Genomic DNA, 21901 nt, shown 5'->3' with positions numbered 1-21901 from the left:
ATTCATTTAAGTTTTGATTAAAGTTGCAAAGGAGGACGGTCAAGATGTCATGGGCGATCGAGAGCCATGGACTGACGAAGCGGTTCAAGCGCCATGTGGCGGTAGACGCCATCGACCTGCGCGTTCCGGAGGGCGCAATCTATGGCTTTCTCGGTTCGAACGGCGCGGGAAAATCGACCACCATCCGCACGATCCTGGGTCTTCGTCGGCCGACATCGGGGTCGATCCATCTGTTCGGGCAGCCGCTCGACCATCGTCGCCGTCCGCTAATCGGAGCGATGGCGGATAGCCCCGGCGGCGCGTTCTACGACCATCTTTCCGCCGCGGACAATTTGCGGGTGATGAGCGGCGCGCTGGGGATCGCGGTCGACGCCCCTGGCCTGCTCGATCGGGTCGGCCTTTCGGGCAAGGCAAGCCAGAAAGTCGGCAGCTTCTCGACCGGCATGCGCCAGCGCCTCGGTATTGCCCGCGCGCTGATCGGCGATCCCGCGCTCGTCATCCTGGACGAGCCGCTTAACGGGCTCGATCCGGAAGGCATTCGCTCCATGCGCAGCCTGTTGGTCGAGCTGGCCGAGGGGCGCACGATGATCATCTGCTCGCACCTGCTCGGTGAAGTCGAAAAGGTCGCGACGCATATCGGGCTGCTCGCCAACGGAAAGCTGGTGCATCAGGGGCCGCTCGAGGCGCTTCGTAGCGGCGACCCGGTGGTCAGGGTCGCCAGTCGCTCCCCCGCCCTCCCCGACACAGTTCGCAGCGCAGGACTGTCATTGTCTCCGACGGGCGACGTGACCCTGCCTGGCGACTGGTCGATCGCGAAGCTCAACCGGCTGCTGGTCGAGGCGAGCATTGACGTCGACGCGCTCATCCCCCGCACATTCGATCTCGAGGAGTTTTATCATGACCGCGTCAGCGCTGCCTGATCCCATTGCCGTGTCGATGACGGGTCTCGTCAGGAGCGAGCTCGTCAAGCTGAAGGGCTCGTTGGTCATGACGCTCAGCATCGCCGTGCCGGGCCTCGTGCTCCTTCTCGGTTTCCTGATCGGCATGCTCGAAGGCACCACCGCCATGCGGCTCGGTGCCGGCACCGTCGCGATGTGGGCGCAGGTGCTGATGCCGCTTGGTGTTCTCGCGCTGACCGTGGTGCTCGCGCAGCTCGAGCATCAGCCGCGCGCCTGGGACCCGCTCCTGGCACTACCGGGTTCGCGGCGGCGCATCTTCCTCGTCAAGCTGGCCGCGGCCGCCATCGTGCTGGCGCTCTGGCACCTCGTACTGTGGCTAGGGCTCGTCGGCCTCGACCTCTTCTTCGCGCACGTCATGCCGGGGCAGATCGAAGGGCGGATCGACCAGGCCATGATCGCCGACATGCTGCTCCGCGTCTTTGCCGCCTCGCAGCTAATGCTGGTGATCCAATATGCGCTGGCGCTCTATTTTCGCTCGTTCGTCCCACCACTGGTGATCGGGTTTGGCGGTATTCTGTTCGCGCTCGGCGCCTATGCGTCGGACAACAGCATCCTGCTGCCGTGGATCATGCCGCTCAACCAGCTGGCGACCGAGGCATGGCGCGCGGACTGGGCGCTTGGCCTCGGCCTGGGCGGCGGCATCGTCGCGGCCCTCTTCCTCCAACTCATCATGCAGCGACGCGAATGGTAAAGAGGCGCGGTGCACCCCAATTTGCACCGCGCCCCTAGCTCTGCGCCTCTGCGTACGTTGATCGCGTCGATCAATCGTCGCGGTAGGCGAGTTCGAAATTGCCCCAGCGTTCGCCCTTGATGACGACCGGGATATAGATGTTCTTGACCGCGAACCGCTCGTCCCCGCGAACCATCAGATAGGTCATCATGGTCGGCATATCGCTGCCATGGGCAAAGCGCGTCTGATCGTCGATCAGCATGCGGCGGTTGCGGCAGTTGGCGTCGTTCCAGACCGGATCGTCGCCCTGCGGCTGCGACCGGTCCGAGCTGTGCGTCGGCAGGTGGCCGTTGGGATCGCCGATCGTGGTGCCGAGGATCTTGTTGTCGGTGCGCAGGATCTCGTCGAGGAGGGGCTGGATATGGCGGTCCGCCGTGTCGCAGAAATCGGTGTCATATTGTTTCGGGTTGGAGCCCGCGCGTTCGCGATAGTTGCGGTCGAACACCTGCTCCATCGTGATCTCGCCCGCATCGATGGCATTCTCGATCCGCTCGACGATCTCGCGCGTATATTGCTGCGCCTTCACGATCATCGGCGTGTCGTCGATCTCCGCGCCCGAATTGGCGAGCGTGTTGAGCATGGTGTTGGACAGCATTTCGAGATGGCCGAGACGCTTGTGTGACTTGGCCAGCTTGGTCACGCCGTCGCGCGCATCGGCGCTGAAGGCGTTGAGCCCGGCCTTGACCTGGTCGACGCTCGTCTGGATCAGGCCGGTCGACTGGGCGATGCCGTCGGTCTGGCGGTCAACCATGGTGACAAGCTCGGTCACTTCGCTGACCGTGTCGCCGATGACGCCAAAGCCCTGCTGGGCGCTGCGGCTCTGGTCGACACCGCTCTGGATTTCCTCGGTCACCGCGGTGGCTTCGCGGGTCAGTTCGCCGATCGTCTCGGCAATCTGGCTGGTGGCGCTACGCGTGTCGTGGGCCAGCTTCTTCACTTCTGCAGCGACGACCGCGAAGCTGCGGCCGGCTTCACCGGCGCGCGCGGCCTCGATCGTGGCGTTGAGCGCGAGCATGTTGGTCTTGCGCGCAATGCCCTCGATCGTCGAGCTGACATTCTGCACCTGGTTCATCGCGGTCGCGAAGCCGGCCATGCGCTCACCCAGCTGGACGACGAGTTCGGTCAGTCCCTTAAAGCCGGCGATGGTTTCGTCGATCGCCTGACGGCCCTGTTCGAGCTTGGTACGGGCCTGTTCGGACAGCAGCCGCGCTTCGTCGGTCGAATCCGAGACGCGTCCCTGGTCGGTCAGCAGTCGTTCGGTGACTTCCTCGAGCGCATCGAGCTTTTCCATGTTGCTCGACATGCGGTCGGCGACCGATTCGACGTAGCCCGCGACATCGCTGCATTCCATCGACAGCGAACCGCAATCGCGTGCGACCTTGCGGATCGCATTTTCCGTGACTTCTTCAATTCCGACCGTGGCCATCGGGTCTGTCCCCCGCAAAAACATCCGTTGTGGTGACGTCCCTAACCCGAAAATCCCTAGCGAACCGTTAACCATGGCGTTTGAATGTGCGCGCCTGGGCGGATAAGGCTGCGCCCATGTTCATTTCATTCGTCGACGCGCTGCGCGCTGCGGGCCTCCCCGCCAGTCTCAAGGAGCATCTGACGCTATTGGAAGCGCTCGACCGCGAGGTCATCGCGGCCGATCCGACGCAATTCTATTATCTAGCGCGCGCGACCTTCGTGCATGACGAGGCGCATCTCGACCGGTTCGACCGGGTATTTAGCGAAGTCTTCAAGGGGCTCGAGCGGGACGAGGGCGAGGAGCTCAACGTTGACCTGCCCGAGGACTGGCTGCGCCAGGTGGCCGAACGCTACTTCACGCCCGAAGAGATGGAAGAGATCAAATCGCTGGGCGACTGGGACGAGATCATGGAGACGCTCAAGAAGCGGCTCGAGGAACAGCAAAGGCGGCATCAGGGCGGCAACAAGTGGATCGGGACCGGCGGCACCTCCCCCTTCGGCCATGGCGGTTACAATCCCGAGGGCGTGCGGATCGGCGGGGCGGGCAAGCATCAGCGCGCGATCAAGATCTGGGAGAAGCGACTGTTCCGCGATCTCGACGGCGACAAGGAACTGGGCACGCGTAACATTAAGGTGGCGCTCAAGCGGCTACGGCGGTTCGCGCGCGAGGGCGCGGCGGAAGAGCTGGACCTCGACGGCACGATCGACGGGACGGCGCGCCAGGGCTGGCTCGACGTCAGGATGCGCCCCGAGCGGCACAATGCAGTGAAGCTGCTGCTCTTCCTCGACATTGGCGGGTCGATGGACAGCCATGTGAAGAAGGTCGAGGAGCTGTTCTCGGCCGCGCGGGGCGAGTTCAAGCATCTGGAGCATTATTACTTTCACAATTGCATCTACGAGGGTGTGTGGAAGGAGAACCGCCGGCGCTGGGACGGACAGATCCCGACGTGGGATATCCTTCACAAGTTCGGGCCCGACCATAAGGTAATCATCGTCGGCGATGCCTCGATGAGCCCCTACGAGATCACTCATCCGGGCGGGGCTATCGAACATTATAACGAGGAAGCGGGCGCGACCTGGATCCAGCGCATCACCGACGCCTACAAGAGCGCGGCGTGGCTCAACCCGGTGCCAGAACAGTATTGGGGCCACAGCTATTCGACGCGCATCCTCAAGGAGCTGATGAACGACCGCATGTACCCGCTGACGCTCGATGGGCTGGATGAGGCGATGCGGGTACTGTCGAAGAAAGCCTAGTAAAGCAGGAAGGGCTTTCGCTCCTCGCACCACGCGGCCTCGTCGGGGCCGGCGTGGGCGTCGAGATCGGCGGGTTCGCTGCCCTCGTCGTCGACCCATTCGCGCAGGAAGGGGCCGCCGTTGATCATGTCGATCGCGAGGCGGCCTTCGGTATATTCGTACTTGTAGTCGAGGCCGCGCCAGAGGTCGTATTCGGGGAAGAGATCGCGGATCGCCTTGAAGGCGAGCGCCTGGACGCGCCAGGGCTGGAAGGCGTCATGGTCGTAGTCGGGGCCTTCGCCGTGGATGTGGACGCCGTGGCACAGCGCGCCTTCATGTTTGTAGAAAGTCGGCTCGAACCAGATTTCGCGCAAGGTACAGCCGCCCAGCCAGTGCGGGGCGATGGCGTGCATGCGATCGATGACCGCGCGGGCGTTGATGTCGGGTGCGCCGAAGATTTCGAGCGGACGGGTGGTACCCCTGCCCTCGCTCAAATGCGTGCCTTCGAGCATCACCGTGCCGGCATACGCACGCGCCATGTTGACGCTCGGCGCGTTGGGCGACGGATTGACCCAGACCCGCTCGGGCGGCCAGCCGAAGCCTGCGCCGTCGGGTTCGTAGCCCTCCATCTCGATCACGCGATAATCGACGTCGAGCTTGTAATGGTCGACGAACCAGTGGCCCATCTCGCCCAGCGTCATGCCGTGGCGCATCGGGATCGGCCCGGCGCCGACAAAGCTTTCATAGCCCGGCTGCAGCTTGGAGCCCTCGACCGGACGCCCGGCGGGATTAGGGCGGTCGAGCACCCAGACTGACTTGCCATGCGTGGCCGCCGCCTCGAGCAGATAGAGCAGCGTGGTAAGGAAGGTGTAGATGCGGCAGCCGACGTCCTGCAGGTCGAGCAGCACGGCGTCCCACGGCTCCATCATCGCATCGGTCGGGCGGCGGACTTCGCCGTAGAGCGAGAAGACCGGGATGTTGTGAACGGGATCGATATAATCCTCGCTCTCGATCATGTTGTACTGCTTGTCGCCCTTCATCCCATGCTGCGGGCCGAAGGCGGCGGTCAGCTTGACGTCATCGAGCGCGGACAACGCATCGAGGCTGTGATTGAGGTGGCGGTCTACCGAAGCGGGATGCGCGCACAGGGCGACGCGCTTGCCAGCAAGGGGTTTGCGAAGTTCTGGGTCGGCGAGCAGCCGGTCGATGCCGAATTTCATGCCTTGGCCAATGACGGAAAGGGCACAGAGAAGCAAAGGGGATCGTGAAAGTCGGGCGCATCGGGCGCATGGAGCGCGGCCCAATGGGTCTTGGTCCCGTCCTTCTCTCCGATCACGGCGGTGAGATTGCACGCGCCATTTTCGGGCAGGTCGTTGATCATGAGGTCGGCCTCGAGCACCCACCGCTTCTTGTCGCGGCGCCAGGCGACCTTGGGATCCTCGGGCATCAGCAGCTGGCGCTTGCCCTGCCGCGCGCGGTCGAAGCTGTAGGCTGCCCAGTCGCCGCCGGGCGAGAAGTTGAACTCGCGATAGCTGTCCTCGCTCGCGCGACCGAGGAAGAATTCGAGGCAGGTCTGGAGCCACAATCCGTCGCGCCGGATGCCATCGCCTTCGGGAATGGCAAGATCCTCGTCGCTATCGAGGATGGTGTAGGTCAGGCGGATATGGTCGGGCGACGTGCGCTCGATCTTCGCGTTGACCTTCTTGACCGCACCCTTGGTCTCGCTCGGGTGGATATAGAGTTCGACTGGCTTCATGCGCGCATTGCTGCCACGAATTGCGCGGATTTTCCAGCATCTGCGCCCCATTTTGCCGTGGAAGGCGCACGGGTGCGCTGCTAGAGCCATGCCATGACCTACGACAGCAGCCTGCTCACCATCCTTTCCGAGCGCGATTACATCCACCAGATGACCGATGCGGAAGGGCTCGACGCCCTCGCCGCGAAGGACACGATTACCGGCTATGTCGGCTTCGACGCGACCGCGCCGAGCCTGCACGTGGGATCGCTGGTGCAGATCATGCTGCTGCGCCGTCTCCAGCAGGCGGGGCACAGGCCGATCGTGCTGATGGGTGGCGGGACGACCAAGGTGGGCGATCCGTCGGGCAAGGACGAGAGCCGCCAGCTGCTCACCCACGAAGATATCCAGGCCAATATCGCCTCGATCCGCAAGGTGTTCGAGCGCTTTCTCGATTTCGACGGGCCGAACGCCGCGATCATGGTCGACAATGACGACTGGCTGTCGAGCCTCGGCTATCTCGACCTGCTGCGCGAGGTTGGGCCGCATTTCACGGTCAACCGCATGCTGACCTTCGACAGCGTCAAGCTGCGGCTCGATCGCGAGCAGCCGCTGACCTTCCTCGAATTCAACTACATGATCCTCCAGGCCTACGACTTCCGCGAGTTGCACGGGCGCCACGGGTGCCGCCTGCAGCTGGGCGGGTCGGACCAGTGGGGCAATATCGTCAACGGCATCGAACTCACCCGCCGCATGGGCGCGGGCGAGGAGTTGTTCGGGGTGACGACGCCGCTGATCACCACTGCGGACGGCAAGAAAATGGGCAAGACCGCCGCGGGCGCGGTGTGGCTCAATGAAGACCAGCTGAGCCCCTACGATTACTGGCAATTCTGGCGTAACACGGCCGATGCGGACGTGGTGAAGTTCTTGAAACTCTTTACCGACATCGACCTCGAAGAGATTGAAAAGCTTTCGAAACTCGAAGGCGCCGAGATCAACCAAGCGAAAATCGCGCTGGCCAATGCCACGACCGCGATGCTGCACGGCGAAGACGCCGCGAAGGCCGCCGAAGAAACCGCGCGCAAGACTTTCGAGGAAGGTCGGAGCGATGACAACCTCCCCAGCATCGCCTCGAACGGCTCGATCTCGGTCCTTGACGCGCTCACCGGTCTCGGATTCTGCGCCTCCAACGGCGAAGCCAAGCGCAAGATCAAGGAGGGCGCGGTGAAGCTCGACGACAAGCCTGTGAGCGACCCGCAGCTGCTGATCGCGGTGGCGGGGGCACCTGCGAAGCTGAGTTTGGGCAAGAAGAAGCACGGGCTGTTACTTCCTTAGCGAGTTCCGTCAGCTTGTATTTCCACGAAAATTCGACAAACTATTCCTTCAGTTTATGTCGATATTAGGAAATCCGTATGTTCAGCGCGTTTAGTGTGTTTCTTGGTTTCCAGTTCGGCGCGATCGAAATGCTCATCCCTCCTCCGCCAATGCCGCCAGCGTACGAGTTTCAGGTCACATGGCATTGCCAACCGAACCGCACTTCGTATGTGCTTGTAAGTAAAGTTCAGGATGGCACGTACTGGAGAATCCAATTGGAAGAACTGGTAATCGACGGCGTAGAAGTGCCAGAATCTGTGAGGGAGCCGCTAGTCCAGCATGCGGCCAACGCTATTGATTATCACGGTGTTTCGCCTTCTTGCGCAAACGAAGCGGAAGGGGTCGCGCTGGTCACTTAAGAGCTTGATACAAGATACACGACCACGAGGGTCGAGCAGATCTTCGTTCATTATGATCGCAAGGACTAGACCCGTCCCTGACTAGGCATCGCGAATGGCTCAGCCCCCTTTAAGCAGCCCTACTGCAGCGTCCCGTTCAAAGAGGTAGAGGCAAGTGCGCGCCGCTTGGCCGCGTTCGCCCTCCAATCCGCCGTCGCGGTCGAGCAGAAGCTGCGCATCGCTTTGGGCCGCCGGAGCTAGTGCCACGACGTCCTTGGCAGTCGCAATGCGGAAGGCGGCTTCGCCGGATTGGCGGGTGCCGAGGATTTCGCCGGGACCGCGTAGCTTGAGGTCTTCTTCGGCGATGCGGAAGCCGTCATTGGTCTCGCGCATCAGCGCCAGGCGCGCGCGGGCGGTTTCGCTGAGTTCGGGGCCACGCAACAGGAGACAGCGGCTCTTGCCCTCCCCGCGCCCGACGCGCCCGCGCAGCTGGTGGAGCTGGGCAAGGCCGAACCGTTCGGCACCTTCGATGATCATCAGCGTCGCTTTGGGGACATCGACCCCGACCTCGATCACGGTTGTCGCGACCAGCACGGAAAGCTCTCCGGACGCGAATGACGTCATGACGTCATCCTTCTCCGGTCCCTTCATGCGGCCGTGCACCAGCCCCACTCTTCCGCCAAATCTTTCCCGCAGGACGCGCGCGCGTTCCTCTGCTGCCGCTGCGTCGGAGGCCTCGCTTTCCTCGACCAGCGGACACACCCAATAGGCCTGTCCGCCGCCCTCGATATGCCGCCCCAGTCCCTCGACCACGTCGGCGATCTTGCCTTCGGAGACCACCAGCGTCTCGATCGGTTGGCGCCCCGGCGGAAGCTCGTCGATCTGGCTGACCTCCATCTCGCCATATTGGGTGAGCGTTAGGGTGCGCGGGATCGGCGTGGCGGTCATCGCGAGGAGATGCGGCGGGCTCTTGCCCTTCTCGGTCAGCAGCAGCCGCTGCGAGACGCCGAAACGATGCTGTTCGTCGACGATGACGAGGCCGAGATCCTTGTAAGCCACCCCCTGCTGGAAGATGGCGTGGGTGCCGACGAGGATGTCGATGCTGCCATCGGCGAGCCCCATCAATACCGCTTCCCTTGCCCTGCCCTTGTCGCGGCCGGTGAGGATGGCGACCTCGACCCCGATCGGCGCGCACCATTGGCGCAGCGTTTCATAATGCTGGCGCGCGAGGATTTCGGTCGGGGCGAGCATTGCCGCCTGCGCCTTGCTCTCGACCGCGGCGAGCATGGCGTGGAGGCCGACCAGCGTCTTGCCCGCGCCGACATCGCCCTGGAGCAGGCGGAGCATGGGGCGATCCTGCGCCATATCGCCGAGGATTTCGCCGATCACCCGCTCCTGCGCGCCCGTCAGGCGGTAGGGCAGCTTGAGCTTGCCCGTCACCGATCCGTCGCCGGCGAGCGGACGCGTGCGCCGGCGCCGGCTTGACTGCCGAATCAGGAGCAACGCCAGCTGGTTGGCAAAAATCTCGTCATAAGCCAGACGGTTACGCGCCTTGTCTGCGGTCGGGTCTGAATGAATTTCGGCCAGCGCGCCGCGCCAGTCTTTCCACCCGTGACGGCCTTTGAGCGAATTCTCGATCCATTCGGGAAGCTCGGGCGCGCGTTCCAGCGCCTCGCCGATGAATTCGCGCAGCCGCTTGTTGCTCATCCCTTCGGTGAGCGGATAGACCGGCTCGCGCAGCGGGAGCTTGCCCGCTTCCTCGAACGACACGACGTCGGGATGGACGATCTGCAATTCCTGCCCGAACGCGTCGAGCTTGCCCGAAGCGATGCGGCGCTCGTCGAGCGGCAACTGCTTCTTCGCCCAGCCGGGATTGTTGAAGAAGGTCAGCGTCACCGTATTGCCGTCATCGTCGGCGGCGAGGATGCGGGTCGGGGCGCGGCCCCTGCCTTCGCGCACCTGGTAGGGCACGAGCTCGAGAATCACGATCTTGCCGACCAGCGCGTGGCTTGCTTGCGGGGCACGGACGCGTTCGATCATGCCGGTCGGCAGGTGGAAGAGGAAGTCGAGCACACGCTCGATCTTGAGCCGCGCCAGGCCCTTGGCGAGCTTGTCGCCGACCCCCTTGAGCGACGAGCTTTCCGCAAAAAGTGGCTGAAGAATCTCGGGCCGCATGAACCCTCCCTAGCCTAGCGCGTTTCATTCGCCTACAGCCCCCGCAACAGACGGTAGCCACGGGCGGAAATACGCTCGGGGCCAATGACGCATGGGAAGAGATCGATGGACGAATTGCGCCGCGCGCTGAAATTTCGCGCATGGCATCGCGGGACGAAGGAAGCCGACCTGCTGATCGGCGGGTTTTTCGATCGCCACAATGCGGGCTGGAACGAACATGAGCTGGCGCTGTTCGCGGCGCTGCTGACCGAAACCGACGTCGACATCATGGCCTGGGCGATCGGCACGCAGGACGTGCCCGAGCGCTATCAGGGGCCGATGATGGAGGCGATGCAGAAGCTGGATTATATCGCGCACCCCGAATGACCGACACGCTTCAGACCCTCTTGAAGGCCGACAAGGCCCTGACCCTGGCGCGGGTGCCGTCCGGTTATCTCCCGTGGCTGGCGAGCGACATCGCACGGGCGGCTGCGCGGAAGAATGGCCGTGCGGTGATCATTGCGGCCGACGAAACGGCCATGCGCGCGCTGGCGGAGACGATCCCGGTGTTCGGGTCCGAGGTGGAAGTGTTGCAACTGCCTGCTTGGGACTGCCTTCCCTACGACCGGTCGAGCCCTGCGCTGCGCGTGATGGCGGAGCGGCTCGGCACGTTGGCGCGACTGCAGGAGAAGGTCGAGAAGCCGCAGGTGCTGCTGACCACCGTCAACGCAGCGGGACAGAAGATGCTGACGCCCGAACGGGTCAGCGGGCTGACCAAGCGCCTCGCCGAGGGTGTCGAGATCGATCGCGACGATCTCATCCGCCTGCTTGACGCCAATGGCTACCAGCGCGTCGATGCCGTGCACGATGCGGGGGAATATGCGGTGCGCGGTGCGATCGTCGACCTCTTCCCCGCGGGCCTGTCGCACGGGGTGCGGCTCGATTTCTTCGGCGACGAGATCGAGACGATGCGCGCCTTCGATCCGACCGACCAGCGCTCGACCGGGCGGACCAGTGCCTTCACGTTGATGCCGGCGTCCGAGACGTTGCTCGAAGAGGACACGATCAAGCGCTTCCGCGTTGGCTATCGCGACCTGTACGGCGCGACGGCGACCACCGACCCGCTCTACCAGGCGGTGAGCGAAGGGCGGCGGATGGCAGGCATGGAGCACTGGCTCCCGCTGTTCGAGGAAAAGATGGCCGAGCTATTCGACCATCTGGGCGAGGCTGACGTCATCGTGCGCGACGCCAATGCCGACGCGGCGATGGAGGCGCGGCAGGAGGCAATCGAGGACTATTACGCCAACCGCAAGCGGGTCGAAGCTGCGGACGCGGGCAGCTATCGCCCCCTGCCCCCCGATCGGCTCTATCTGCGTGAGAAGGAGTGGCAGGAGCGGCTCGAGAGCCGACCGGTCCACCTGGCGTCCCCATTCCCCGCGCCTGATAGCGATACGGTGGTCGATTTCGAAGTCGCGGGACCGCGGGATTTTGCGCCGGAGCGAGCGCAGGGCACCAATGTCTACGAAGCGGTGGCGGAGCATCTGGGCAACCTCGACCGCAAGATCGTGCTGGCGAGCTATTCGCTCGGGGCGCGCGAGCGACTGAAGGGGTTGCTCGCCGATCATGGCGTGAAGGCGCTTGTCGAGGCGGAGACCTGGCAGGAAGCGCTGGGTGCCAAGGGACCGGCGCTGCTAGTCCTGCCGCTCGATCATGGCTTTACCGCGCCCGATGTCGCGGTGCTGTCGGAACAGGACATGCTCGGCGACCGCCTGGTTCGCCGTTCGAAGCGCAAGAAGAGCGCGGACGCCTTCCTCGCCGAATTGTCGGCGATGACGCCGGGTGACCTCGTGGTGCACGAAGAGCATGGCATCGGACGCTACGACGGTTTGCTGACCATCGATGTCGCCAACGCGCCGCACGACTGCGTCGCGATTTCCTACAAGGGTGACGACAAGCTTTACGTGCCGGTCGAGAATATCGACGTGCTAACCCACTATGGCGGCGGGGATGAGGCGGTTGCGCTCGACAAGTTGGGCGGCGAAGCGTGGCAGCGGCGCAAGGCGAAGATGAAGGAGCGGATCCGCGAGATTGCTGGCAAGCTCATCGCCGTCGCCGCCAAGCGCGCCACGCGCAAGGCAGAGCCCGCCGTGCCCGACAGCGCCTTTCCGCAATTCGTCGACCGCTTCCCCTACGAAGAGACGGACGACCAGGAAAAGGCGATCGCCGAGGTGCTCGAGGATCTGGGGTCGGGCAAGCCGATGGATCGGCTCGTGTGCGGCGATGTCGGCTTCGGCAAGACCGAAGTCGCATTGCGCGCCGCCTTCGTGGCGGCGATGGACGGAATGCAGGTTGCGCTGGTGGCGCCTACCACCCTCCTCGCGCGCCAGCATTACCAGAACTTCACCGAGCGGCTTCAGGGCTTTCCGATCAAGGTCGGGCGCCTGTCGCGGCTCGTTCCGGCAGCGGAAGCGAAGAAGACCAGGGAGGGCCTCGAGGACGGCCAAGTCGATATCGTCATCGGCACGCACGCTCTGCTCGGAAAAACGGTCAAATTCAAACGGCTCGGGCTCGTCATTGTCGACGAGGAGCAGCATTTCGGGGTGACCCACAAGGAGCGGCTGAAAGCGCTCAAGACCAACGTCCACGTCTTGACGCTCACCGCGACGCCGATCCCGCGCACGCTGCAGATGGCGATGAGCGGGCTGCGCGAGCTGTCGGTCATCCAGACCCCGCCGATCGACCGGCTCGCAGTGCGTACCTACGTGACGCCGTTCGACCCGGTGGTCGTGCGCGAGGCGCTGCTGCGCGAACATTATCGCGGCGGGCAGAGCTTCTACGTCGTCCCGCGCATCGCCGATCTGCCCGACATCGAGCAATTCCTGCGCGAGGAAGTGCCCGAGGTGAAATATGTCGTCGCGCACGGGCAGATGCCGCCGAGCGAGGTTGAGGAGCGGATGAGCGCTTTTTACGACCGCAAGTATGACGTGCTCTTGTCGACGACGATCGTGGAGAGCGGGCTCGATGTTCCCACGGCCAACACGCTGGTCGTGCATCGCGCCGATCGCTTCGGCCTTGCCCAGCTCTACCAGCTTCGCGGGCGCGTGGGTCGTTCCAAGACGCGCGCCTACGCCTATCTGACCACGCCCGAGGTGCGGCTTGTCAGCGAAAGCGCGACGAAGCGGCTTCAGATCCTCGCCAGCCTCGACAATCTCGGCGCCGGCTTCCAGCTGGCGAGCCACGATCTCGACCTGCGTGGGGCCGGCAACCTGCTCGGTGACGAGCAGTCGGGGCATATCAAGGAAGTCGGGTTCGAACTCTACCAGTCGATGCTCGAGGAGGCGATCGCCAACCTCAAGGCGGGCGGCGATGACGAAGAGCGGCAGGGTCACGTCAATCCGCAGATTAATGTCGATGCGCCGGTGCTGATCCCCGACGACTATGTTGCCGACCTCGACCTACGCATGGGGCTCTATCGCCGCCTGGCCGACCTCTCGACCCGCGCCGAGATCGACGAATTCGCGGCCGAACTGATCGATCGCTTCGGCAAGCTGCCGCACGAGGTGCAGAATTTGCTCACCATCGTCGAGACCAAGATCAATTGCCGCAAGGCGCGGATCGCCAAGCTGGACGTCGGGTCGAAGGGCGCGGTCGTCACCTTTGCCGAGGGGGGCTTCCCGTCGATCCCGGCCTTGTTCGGCTATATCGAGCGGCTGAAGGGCAGCGCCAAGCTGCGGCCGGACGAGAAACTGGTGGTCAGTCGCAACTGGCGGACCGAGCATGACCGGCTCGAAGGCGCGCTCCAATTGTCGCGCGGGCTCGCAAGAACCGCCGCTAAAGCGTTGAAGGAAATGGAAGCCGCCTAAGCGACCGCGAGGTTGGCGGTGCGCACGAAGCGGTGCAATTCTTCCTCGCTGAGCGGCTCGGAGCCGAGGAATCCTTGGTAGAGATCGCAGCCCCAGTCGGCGAGCAATGCCAGCTGGGCCGAGCATTCCACGCCCTCGACGATAGTCTTCATCTCGAGGTCCTGCGCGAGCCGCAGCATCGCACGCACGACGATGCGGTCGCGGTCCTTGCCGACGATGTCGGTGATCAGTTCACGGTCGATCTTGAGCGTGTCGATGGGAAGTCCCGTGAGCCACGCCAGGCTGGCATAGCCCGTGCCGAAATCGTCGATCGCCACCCGGATGCCGACATCGCGCAATCGCTGTAGCCGGGCCGCCGCGGCGCCGCTGTCGCTCAGCAAGTCACTCTCGACGATTTCCACCGTCAGCCGTTCGGGCGCGAAGCCTTGCCGTTCCAGCTGGGTCAGCAGCCAGTCGGGATAGTCGTCATGCGCGAGGTCCGAGGGAAGCAGGTTGATCGAGAGACAGACGGTGGCGAGCGAACCCCTCCACCGGGCCGCCCGCCGGATCGCCTTTTCGGCGACCTGGCGCGACAGGCGCTCGTCGAGCCTGGCGTCGGCGGCGCGGCGGAAGAGGTCCCCGGCATCCTCTTCCCCGCTCCACCGCGCCAGCGCCTCGACCCCGACGACCTCACCCGTCATCGGATCGAGCTGGGGCTGGTAGCGCAGGCCGATCTCGTCCCCGGCGATCGCGGCTTCCAGCTTCCGGTCGCGCTTCGGCGCCACCGTGACCGGCTTCGCTCCATCCGAAGCCCGTCGTCCCCATGCGCCCTTCGCGCCCCGTGTCCAGCTACTCAACATGACGCCGGTGTGGCGCAAAAGTGCCGTTTGTTGCAGGGGCAGATCGACCGATGCCCCGCGATGGGACAGTGGATTGCGCGCCGAAAATGCCTATGGTGCCCTCGCCGACAGGGCGAAAGGACGCAGATGAGCGGAAAACTGGGAATCTTGGCCTCGCAGAAAGCACCGGCGCAGGAAGCGCTGCGCCAGCTTTCGAGCGCCTATGACTTCGTCGCCAATGACGAGGCCGAGGTCATCGTCGCGCTGGGCGGCGACGGGTTCATGCTGCGCACCCTCCATTCGATGCTCGAAGGCGACATTCCCGAGCGCCCGGTCTTCGGCATCAATCGGGGAACGGTCGGCTTTCTCATGAATCCGCTGCGCGACGACGATCTGCACGAGCGCGTCGCCGCCGCAAAAGCGATCGAGATCGCGCCCCTGCGCATGGACGTGACGACCACCGACGGCAAGAAGGACCATCGCGCCGCGATCAACGAGGTCTCGCTGCTGCGCGAGACCGGGCGGACCGCGAAGATTTCCATCGATGTCGCAGGGCGCCCTGCCCTCGACGAGCTGGTCTGCGACGGGGTGATGGTCGCGACCCCTGCCGGTTCGACCGCCTACAACCTCAGCGCCGGGGGGCCGATCCTGCCCTTGTCGGCCAATATGCTGGCGCTGACCCCGATCTCGCCGTTTCGTCCGCGTCGCTGGCCCGGCGCGATCCTGCCCGAGGACACGGCGGTGAACTTTACCGTCAAGGATCCCGAGGACCGGCGCGTGGCGGCGGTTGCCGACTATTATGAGGTGCGCGACGTCGCCAAGGTGTCGGTCACGCTTGATCGCGAGCGGCAGCTGACCCTGTTGTTCGATCCCGATCACGCGCTCGACGAGCGGATCGCGCTCGAACAGTTCGCTGTGAGCTAAGGCTGGGGTCAGGGCGGCCTGACCCCGTCGGACCAGTCGCTGCGCGCTGGCCGTCCGCGCGCAGCATCTCTCATGCAAGAACGCTCACTGCGTTCACGCTCTTTCATTCGGTGCTTTGCGAAAAATGGCTCCCCGAGTTGGATTCGAACCAACGACCAAGTGATTAACAGTCACCTACTCTACCGCTGAGCTATCGGGGAGCAACCCGAAGGCGTGGGAGGCCGTATAGCGCGCTCGTCACGCGTTTCAAGTGACTTTTGCGCCTACCCCTCGATCGCCGCCATCAGCGATGCGTTGCCGCCCGCGGCCGTCGTGTCGATGCAGGTGACGCGTTCGGTGGCGAAGCGCTCGACATAGTTGGGGCCGCCTGCCTTGGGACCCGTGCCCGACAGGCCCTCGCCCCCGAAGGGCTGCGATTCCACGACTGCGCCAATCTGGTTGCGGTTGACGTAGAGATTGCCGACGCGGGCATGTTTCTCGACGTAGCGGCGGGTCGTGTCAATGCGGCTCTGGAGGCCGAGCGTGAGCCCGTAGCCGGTCGAATTGATCGCCTCGACGACCTTGGGCAGGTCGCCCGCCTTCCAGCGGATGACGTGGAGGATCGGCCCGAAATTCTCCTGCGTCAACTGCGAGAGATGCTCGATCTCGTACATTGCGGGCGGGACGAAATAGCCATGTTCGGTGCCCGTGGGCAGCTCGCGGACCATGATCGGCTTGGCGTGATGTTCGAGCCAGTCGAGATGGCGGCGCAGCGCCTGTCGTGCGCCGGCATCGATCACCGGGCCGACATCGGTGCGCAGGTCGCGCGGATCGCCGATGGTCTGCGCTTCGAGTGCGCCCGCGATCATGCGCAGCATCTCGTCGGCGACATCGTCCTGGATGTAGAGCACGCGGAGCGCCGAGCAGCGCTGGCCCGCCGACTGGAACGACGACGAGACGACGTCGCGCGTCACCTGCTCGGGGAGCGCGCTGGAATCGACGATCATCGCGTTCTGGCCGCCCGTCTCGGCGATCAGCGGCACGATCGGCCCATCGGTCTTTTCCGCGAGCGTGCGGGCGATGATCCGTGCCGTTTCGGTCGAGCCCGTGAAGGCGACGCCGGCGGTCAGGCGATGCGCGACCAGTTCGGCCCCGACCTTGCCGTCGCCCGGCATGAGCTGGCAGATGTTTTCCGGGATGCCCGCTTCGTGCATCAGCCGGATAGCATGCGCGGCGATCAGCGGGGTCTGCTCGGCAGGCTTGGCCAGTACCGCATTGCCCGCCGCCAGCGCGGCCGAGAGCATGCCGGTGAAGATGGCGAGCGGGAAATTCCACGGGCTGATCGTGACCCAGACGCCGCGGCCGTGCAGGCGCAGTTCGTTGGTCTCTCCGGTCGGCCCGGGCAGCGGGATGGCGTGGGTGAACTTAGCGCGCGCTTCGGAGGCGTAATAGCGCAGGAAGTCGACCGCCTCGCGCACTTCGAGCACGGCGTCGGGGAGCGTCTTGCCCGCTTCGCGAATGCACATGGAGAAGAGCAGCTCGGCATCGCGCTCGAACAGGTCGGCGGCCTTGTCGAGCATGTCGGCACGCGCTCTGCCGCCCAGCTGGTCCCAGGCAGGCTGCGCGTCGGCAGCGGCCTCCATCGCGCGGTCGATCGCGCCCTCGGTGGCTTCGTGGACCACGCCGACCTCGATGCGGTCGTCATGCGGGCTGGTGATGCGGCGAACGGGGTGTTCGCCCTTGGCGCGCTCGGTCGGCTGCGCCTCGTGGGTCAGCTCGCGCATCTGGTTGAGCCGTTCCATCAGCGGCACGCGCACCAGCGGGTCGGTCAGGTCGACACCCGCACTATTCTTGCGCCCCGGGCCGAAAATCTGGTCGGGCAGCGGGATCATTGGATTGCGCTTGGGTTCGAGCTTTTCGAGCTCCTCGACGGCGTTGCGGACCAGTTCCTCGACCGGCACGTTCTCGTCGGCGACGCGGTTGACGAAGCTTGAGTTGGCGCCGTTTTCGAGCAGGCGGCGGACGAGATAGGCGAGCAGTTCCTTGTGGCTCCCCACGGGCGCGTAAAGGCGGATCGGCGTATGCTCTTCGCCGATGCCTTCCTCGAGCTTGTGCAGCTCTTCGTAGAGCTCGGTACCCATGCCGTGGAGGCGCTGGAATTCGAAGCCGGGGCGGCCCTGGCGCGGGCCAGCAATCGCCTTCACCTGTGCGATGGTATTGGCGTTGTGGGTCGCGAAGGCGGGATAGATGCAATCCTGCGCGGTCATCAGCAGCTTCACGCAGGCGAGATAGGAGACGTCGGTCGCCAGCTTGCGCGTGAAGACCGGATAGTCGGTCAGGCCTGCGACCTGCGCGAGCTTGATCTCGGTGTCCCAATAGGCGCCCTTGACCAGGCGCACCATCAGCTTGCGGTCATATTGGCGCGCGAGGCGGATGATCCAGTCGCACGCCTCGAGGCCGCGCTTCTGATAGGCCTGGATCGCGAGGCCGAAGCCTTCCCAGCCGCTGGCGAAGATCTCGTCGGCCTCAACGATGGCCTCGACCAGGTCGAGCTGCAGCTCGAGCCGGTCGGCTTCCTCGGCGTCGATGGTTAGGTGGACGTCGGCCGCCGCAGCCTTGGCGCACAGCTTCTTGAGCACGGGCAGGATCGCTGCCTTGGCTTCCTCGCCATGGCTCCATTCGTAGCGCGGGTGGAGCGCGGAGAGCTTGACTGAAATGCCCGGCGCTTCGCGAACCCCGCCTTTGGCAACTTTGGCGATTTCCTCGATCGCCCTCTCGTAGGCCTGGGCGTAGCGCTCGGCGTCAGCATAGGTCTTGGCCGCCTCGCCCAGCATGTCGAAACTGTGGCTCCAGCCCTTGCGCTGCTCGGGCTTGGCGCGGCGCAGCGCTTCGCCGATGGTGCGGCCGAAGACGAATTGCTTGCCGAGGATTTTCATCGCCTGGTTGACCGCAGTGCGAATGACGGGCTCGCCGAGGCGACCCACGGCACGGCCGATGGCGGCCTGCCAGTTTTCCGACCGGTCATTGGCCTTTTCGAGCACTTCGCCGGTCAAGAGCAGCGAGAAGGTCGCGGCGTTGACGAAGGTCGACTTCGACCCGCCAAGGCGCTCCGCCCAGTCGGGACCGGCCAACTTGTCGGCGATCAGGTCGTCGGCGGTTTCCGCATCGGGCACGCGCAGCAGCGCTTCGGCAAGGCACATCAGCGCGATGCCCTCGTCCGACCCGAGGTCATAGGCCTGCATGAAGGCGTCGATCCCGGCAGCTTTGTGTTCGCGCACTGCCGAGACGAGCGTGCGTGCCATCGCCTCGGCCTCGCCCGCCTGCGCCTTGCTCAACCGCGCCTGGTTGAGGCGCTCCGAAACGAGCGCGTTTTCTTCGGGGCGGTAGGCGTGACGCAGCGCGTTGCGATCGATCATGCGAGTCTCTCAGGCACAAATGAATACGCCCCGGCGTGAAGCCGAGGCGCACTTAATTTGCAAGCTTTGTGAACGTGCGGCCTACGCCAGCGCGCCGTGGCAATGCTTATACTTGCGCCCCGACCCGCATGGGCATGGCGCGTTGCGGTTGCCCGGTGCCGTGAATTCGCCTTCGGGCGCGGCGTCGAGCACCGCCTGCGGCGCACCCGGACGCGGGCTCTGGCGCGGCGGCAGGCTTGAGCGGATCGTACCGGTTTCCGCATCGATGTCGGCGCTATTGTCGTCGCCCGACAGCGGGTCGAAGTGGCTGGTAATGAAATCGGGAAGCGTGCCCGGCGGCGGCGCTGCCGGCTGTTCGATCTGGATCTGCAGTCGGGTCAGCGCCTTGGTCACTTCCTCGCGGATGGTCACCAGCAGCCGCTCGAACAGCATGAAGGCTTCCTGCTTATATTCATCGATCGGCTTGCGCTGGGCATAGCTGCGCAGCCCGATCGACTGGCGCAATGCGTCGAGCGTCGAGAGATGCTCTTTCCAGTTGCTGTCGATCGACTGGAGCAGGACCTGCTTTTCGATCTGCTTCCAGCGTTCCTCGTCAAGACCCTCGATCTTGGCGTCCATCTTCTGCTTGGCAGCGTCGTCGATGCGGTCGATCCAGAGCTCCTGCTCGACTTCCTCTTCCTCGGCCCAAGCCTCGATCGGCATGTCGAGTTCGAAGATGTCGGCAATGCCTTCCTTGAGGCCCGCAAGGTCCCACTGTTCGGGGAAGCTGCCCGGCGGACAGTAATGGATGACGAGACCCGCGGCCGTGTCGTGGCGCATGTCCTCGACCACGTCGCTGACCTGGTCGGCGTCCATGACTTCCTCGCGCTGGGCATAGATCACCTTGCGCTGGTCGTTCATAACGTCATCATATTCGACGACCTGCTTACGAATGTCGTAGTTGCGCGCCTCGACCTTCTTCTGTGCAGTCTCGATCGCCTTCGAGAGCCACGGGTGGGTGATCGCCTCCCCGTCTTCGAGATTTTTGTTCATCAGCCGCGCGAAAGCGGTCTGTGGTCCGAAGATGCGCAGCAGATCGTCGTCGAGCGACAAATAGAATTTCGACAGGCCCGGGTCGCCCTGACGACCCGAACGGCCGCGTAGCTGGTTGTCGATGCGGCGGCTTTCGTGACGTTCGGTGCCGAGCACGTAGAGACCACCGACGTCGCGCACGCGCTGGCGCTCTTCCTCAACCTCGGCCTTGATCTTCTCGATCGCCTTGTCGCGCTCGAGGCCCTCGGGCATGTCCTTGAGCTCGTCCTCGATCCGAAAATCGACGTTACCGCCCAGCTGGATGTCGGTGCCGCGGCCCGCCATGTTGGTCGACACGGTCACCGCGCCGATGCGGCCCGCCTGCGCCACGATGTGCGCTTCGGTTTCGTGGAAACGGGCGTTGAGGACGCTGTGCTCGATGCCTTCTTTCTGGAGATATTCGCTCAGCATCTCCGACTTTTCGATCGACACGGTGCCGACCAGTACGGGCTGGCCGAGCTCCTGCTTTTCACGGATTTCGGTAGCGATGGCGGCGAACTTGTCCTGGATCGTCTTGTAGAAGACATCGTCCTCGTCGACGCGGCCGACCGGCTTGTTGGTCGGGATCGAAGTGACGTGCATCTTGTAGATATCGAAAAATTCGGGCGCTTCGGTGAGCGCGGTACCGGTCATGCCCGAGAGCTTCGGATACATGCGGAAATAATTCTGGAAGGTGATCGAGGCGAGCGTCTGGTTCTCGGGCTTGATGTCGACGCCTTCCTTGGCCTCCACCGCCTGGTGCAGGCCGTCGGACCAGCGGCGTCCGTCCATCATGCGACCCGTGAATTCGTCGATGATGACGACCTTGTCGTCCTTCACGATGTAATCGGTGTCGCGCTTGAACAGGACATTGGCCTTGAGCGCCTGGTTGACGTGGTGCACGACCTGCGTGTTCTCGACGTCGTAAAGGTTGGTGCCCTCGATCAGGCCCGCTTCCTCGAGGAGGCGCTCGACCTTTTCGGTGCCTTCTTCGGTCAGGACGACGCTGCGCTGCTTTTCGTCCTTCTCGTAATCTTCCTCGCCCAGCTCGCGCACGAGCTTGTCGACCGAGATGTAGAGCTCCGACTTGTCTTCGGTCGGGCCCGAGATGATCAGCGGGGTGCGGGCCTCGTCGATGAGGATCGAGTCGACCTCGTCGACCACCGCGAAATTGAACGGCCGCTGCACCATCTGTCGGCGGCTCATCTTCATATTGTCGCGCAGGTAATCGAAGCCGAGCTCGTTATTGGTCGCGTAGGTGATATCGGCCTGATAAGCCGCGCGGCGATCCTGCTCGGGAATGTTGGGGACGACGACCCCGACCTGGAGGCCGAGGAACTTGTAGATCTCGCCCATCCACTCCGCGTCACGCGCGGCCAGATAGTCGTTGACCGTGACCACGTGCACGCCCTTACCGGGCAGCGCGTTGAGGTAACAGGCGAGCGTCGCAACCAGCGTCTTGCCCTCACCCGTGCGCATTTCGGCGATTTCGCCGCGATGGAGCGCCATGCCGCCCACCATCTGCACGTCGAAGTGTCGCATGCCGAGCGTTCGGACCGACGCTTCGCGGACCGTCGCGAAGGCTTCGGGAAGGAGGTCGTCAAGGTTTTCGCCATTGTCGAGACGGGCGCGGAATTTCTCCGTTTGCGCCTGCAACTCTTCGTCGGACATCGCCTGCATCTGCGGCTCGAGGTCGTTGATGACGTTGACCGTCCGCATGAGCTTGGCGACATGCCGGTCGTTGGACGAGCCAAACAGCGTCTTGACGAGGTTGGATACCATGAGTTTCCCTTGGGGTGTCGTGCGCGTCTGCGTGCGCGAAAATAGTTCGGGGCGCGTTTAGGAAGCGCGCCCCGAA

The 21901-nt window shown here is 64.1% G+C and carries 15 protein-coding genes and 1 tRNA gene; 8 read left to right on the top strand and 8 right to left on the bottom strand.

The genetic code is table 11. The features are described 5' to 3' along the window. Nucleotides 1–44 precede the first annotated feature (44 nt). Entirely contained in the window at nt 45–920 is an 876-nt protein-coding gene (locus KTQ36_RS07200; protein ID WP_218633019.1) for an ABC transporter ATP-binding protein, read from the top strand. Then, on the top strand, nt 898–1650 hold the full coding sequence (locus tag KTQ36_RS07195; protein WP_218633018.1) for an ABC transporter permease: 753 nt from the start codon (nt 898–900) through the stop codon (nt 1648–1650). Before KTQ36_RS07200 ends, KTQ36_RS07195 begins: the two co-directional genes overlap by 23 nt. A gap of 70 nt (nt 1651–1720) precedes the next feature. Here the strand turns inward: KTQ36_RS07195 and KTQ36_RS07190 are convergent, their stop codons facing one another. Continuing rightward, complete coding sequence (locus KTQ36_RS07190) at nt 1721–3115, bottom strand: methyl-accepting chemotaxis protein (RefSeq protein WP_218633017.1); 1395 nt, start codon at nt 3113–3115, stop codon at nt 1721–1723. Nucleotides 3116–3231: 116 nt separating this feature from the next. Between KTQ36_RS07190 and KTQ36_RS07185 the strand changes: the two genes are divergently transcribed. Further along, on the top strand, nt 3232–4413 hold the full coding sequence (locus tag KTQ36_RS07185; protein WP_218633016.1) for a vWA domain-containing protein: 1182 nt from the start codon (nt 3232–3234) through the stop codon (nt 4411–4413). Here the strand turns inward: KTQ36_RS07185 and KTQ36_RS07180 are convergent. Beyond that, nucleotides 4410–5612, bottom strand: coding sequence for an exo-beta-N-acetylmuramidase NamZ family protein (locus tag KTQ36_RS07180; RefSeq protein ID WP_218633015.1), 1203 nt, complete (start codon nt 5610–5612; stop codon nt 4410–4412). The two genes, KTQ36_RS07185 and KTQ36_RS07180, sit on opposite strands and share 4 nt — an antisense overlap. After that, complete coding sequence (locus KTQ36_RS07175; RefSeq protein ID WP_218633014.1) at nt 5609–6148, bottom strand: DOMON-like domain-containing protein; 540 nt, start codon at nt 6146–6148, stop codon at nt 5609–5611. Before KTQ36_RS07175 ends, KTQ36_RS07180 begins: the two co-directional genes overlap by 4 nt. A gap of 93 nt (nt 6149–6241) precedes the next feature. On the opposite strand from KTQ36_RS07175, the gene tyrS reads away from it, so the two are divergent. Both tyrS and KTQ36_RS07165 read left to right on the top strand, forming a co-directional pair. Continuing rightward, nucleotides 6242–7462 carry a tyrosine--tRNA ligase gene (tyrS, locus tag KTQ36_RS07170; RefSeq protein WP_218633013.1) on the top strand — a complete coding sequence of 407 codons (1221 nt, stop codon included), beginning with the start codon at nt 6242–6244 and terminating at the stop codon, nt 7460–7462. Between the two features lie 77 nt (nt 7463–7539). After that, nucleotides 7540–7860, top strand: coding sequence for a hypothetical protein (locus KTQ36_RS07165; protein WP_218633012.1), 321 nt, complete (start codon nt 7540–7542; stop codon nt 7858–7860). Nucleotides 7861–7959: 99 nt separating this feature from the next. Here the strand turns inward: KTQ36_RS07165 and recG are convergent, their stop codons facing one another. Then, nucleotides 7960–10014 (bottom strand): ATP-dependent DNA helicase RecG, encoded by a 2055-nt coding sequence (gene recG, locus KTQ36_RS07160; RefSeq protein WP_218633011.1) that lies wholly within the window; start codon nt 10012–10014, stop codon nt 7960–7962. 105 nt (nt 10015–10119) lie between these two features. Here recG and KTQ36_RS07155 point away from each other — a divergent pair, with 105 nt between their 5' ends. Beyond that, nucleotides 10120–10380, top strand: coding sequence for an FAD assembly factor SdhE (locus KTQ36_RS07155; RefSeq protein WP_218633010.1), 261 nt, complete (start codon nt 10120–10122; stop codon nt 10378–10380). Then, nucleotides 10377–13856 carry a transcription-repair coupling factor gene (mfd, locus tag KTQ36_RS07150; protein WP_218633009.1) on the top strand — a complete coding sequence of 1160 codons (3480 nt, stop codon included), beginning with the start codon at nt 10377–10379 and terminating at the stop codon, nt 13854–13856. The genes KTQ36_RS07155 and mfd overlap by 4 nt, the downstream gene beginning before the upstream one ends. Here mfd and KTQ36_RS07145 read toward each other — a convergent pair. Beyond that, nucleotides 13853–14620, bottom strand: coding sequence for an EAL domain-containing protein (locus tag KTQ36_RS07145; RefSeq protein ID WP_218633008.1), 768 nt, complete (start codon nt 14618–14620; stop codon nt 13853–13855). The two genes, mfd and KTQ36_RS07145, sit on opposite strands and share 4 nt — an antisense overlap. Nucleotides 14621–14821: 201 nt before the next feature. Here KTQ36_RS07145 and KTQ36_RS07140 point away from each other — a divergent pair, with 201 nt between their 5' ends. Beyond that, nucleotides 14822–15598, top strand: a complete 777-nt coding sequence (locus KTQ36_RS07140) for an NAD kinase (protein ID WP_218633007.1) — start codon at nt 14822–14824, stop codon at nt 15596–15598. A 125-nt stretch (nt 15599–15723) separates the two neighbouring features. Here KTQ36_RS07140 and KTQ36_RS07135 read toward each other — a convergent pair. The 3 genes from KTQ36_RS07135 to secA form a co-directional block, all read right to left on the bottom strand. Further along, nucleotides 15724–15798, bottom strand: a tRNA-Asn gene (locus KTQ36_RS07135). Between the two features lie 63 nt (nt 15799–15861). Beyond that, on the bottom strand, nt 15862–18993 hold the full coding sequence (gene putA / locus KTQ36_RS07130) for a bifunctional proline dehydrogenase/L-glutamate gamma-semialdehyde dehydrogenase PutA (RefSeq protein ID WP_218633006.1): 3132 nt from the start codon (nt 18991–18993) through the stop codon (nt 15862–15864). An 81-nt stretch (nt 18994–19074) separates the two neighbouring features. Next, the gene (gene secA, locus KTQ36_RS07125) at nt 19075–21825 is read right to left on the bottom strand and encodes a preprotein translocase subunit SecA (protein ID WP_218633005.1); all 2751 of its coding nucleotides are present in this window, start codon (nt 21823–21825) and stop codon (nt 19075–19077) included. Nucleotides 21826–21901: the final 76 nt, after the last annotated feature.

The sequence above is a fragment of the Sphingomicrobium clamense genome (genome assembly GCF_019264355.1).
In the GTDB taxonomy this organism is placed as follows: Bacteria; Pseudomonadota; Alphaproteobacteria; order Sphingomonadales; family Sphingomonadaceae; genus Sphingomicrobium; species Sphingomicrobium clamense.
The sequence above is the reverse complement of the archived record's forward strand: the minus strand, read 5'-3'. Positions and strand labels throughout refer to the sequence as shown.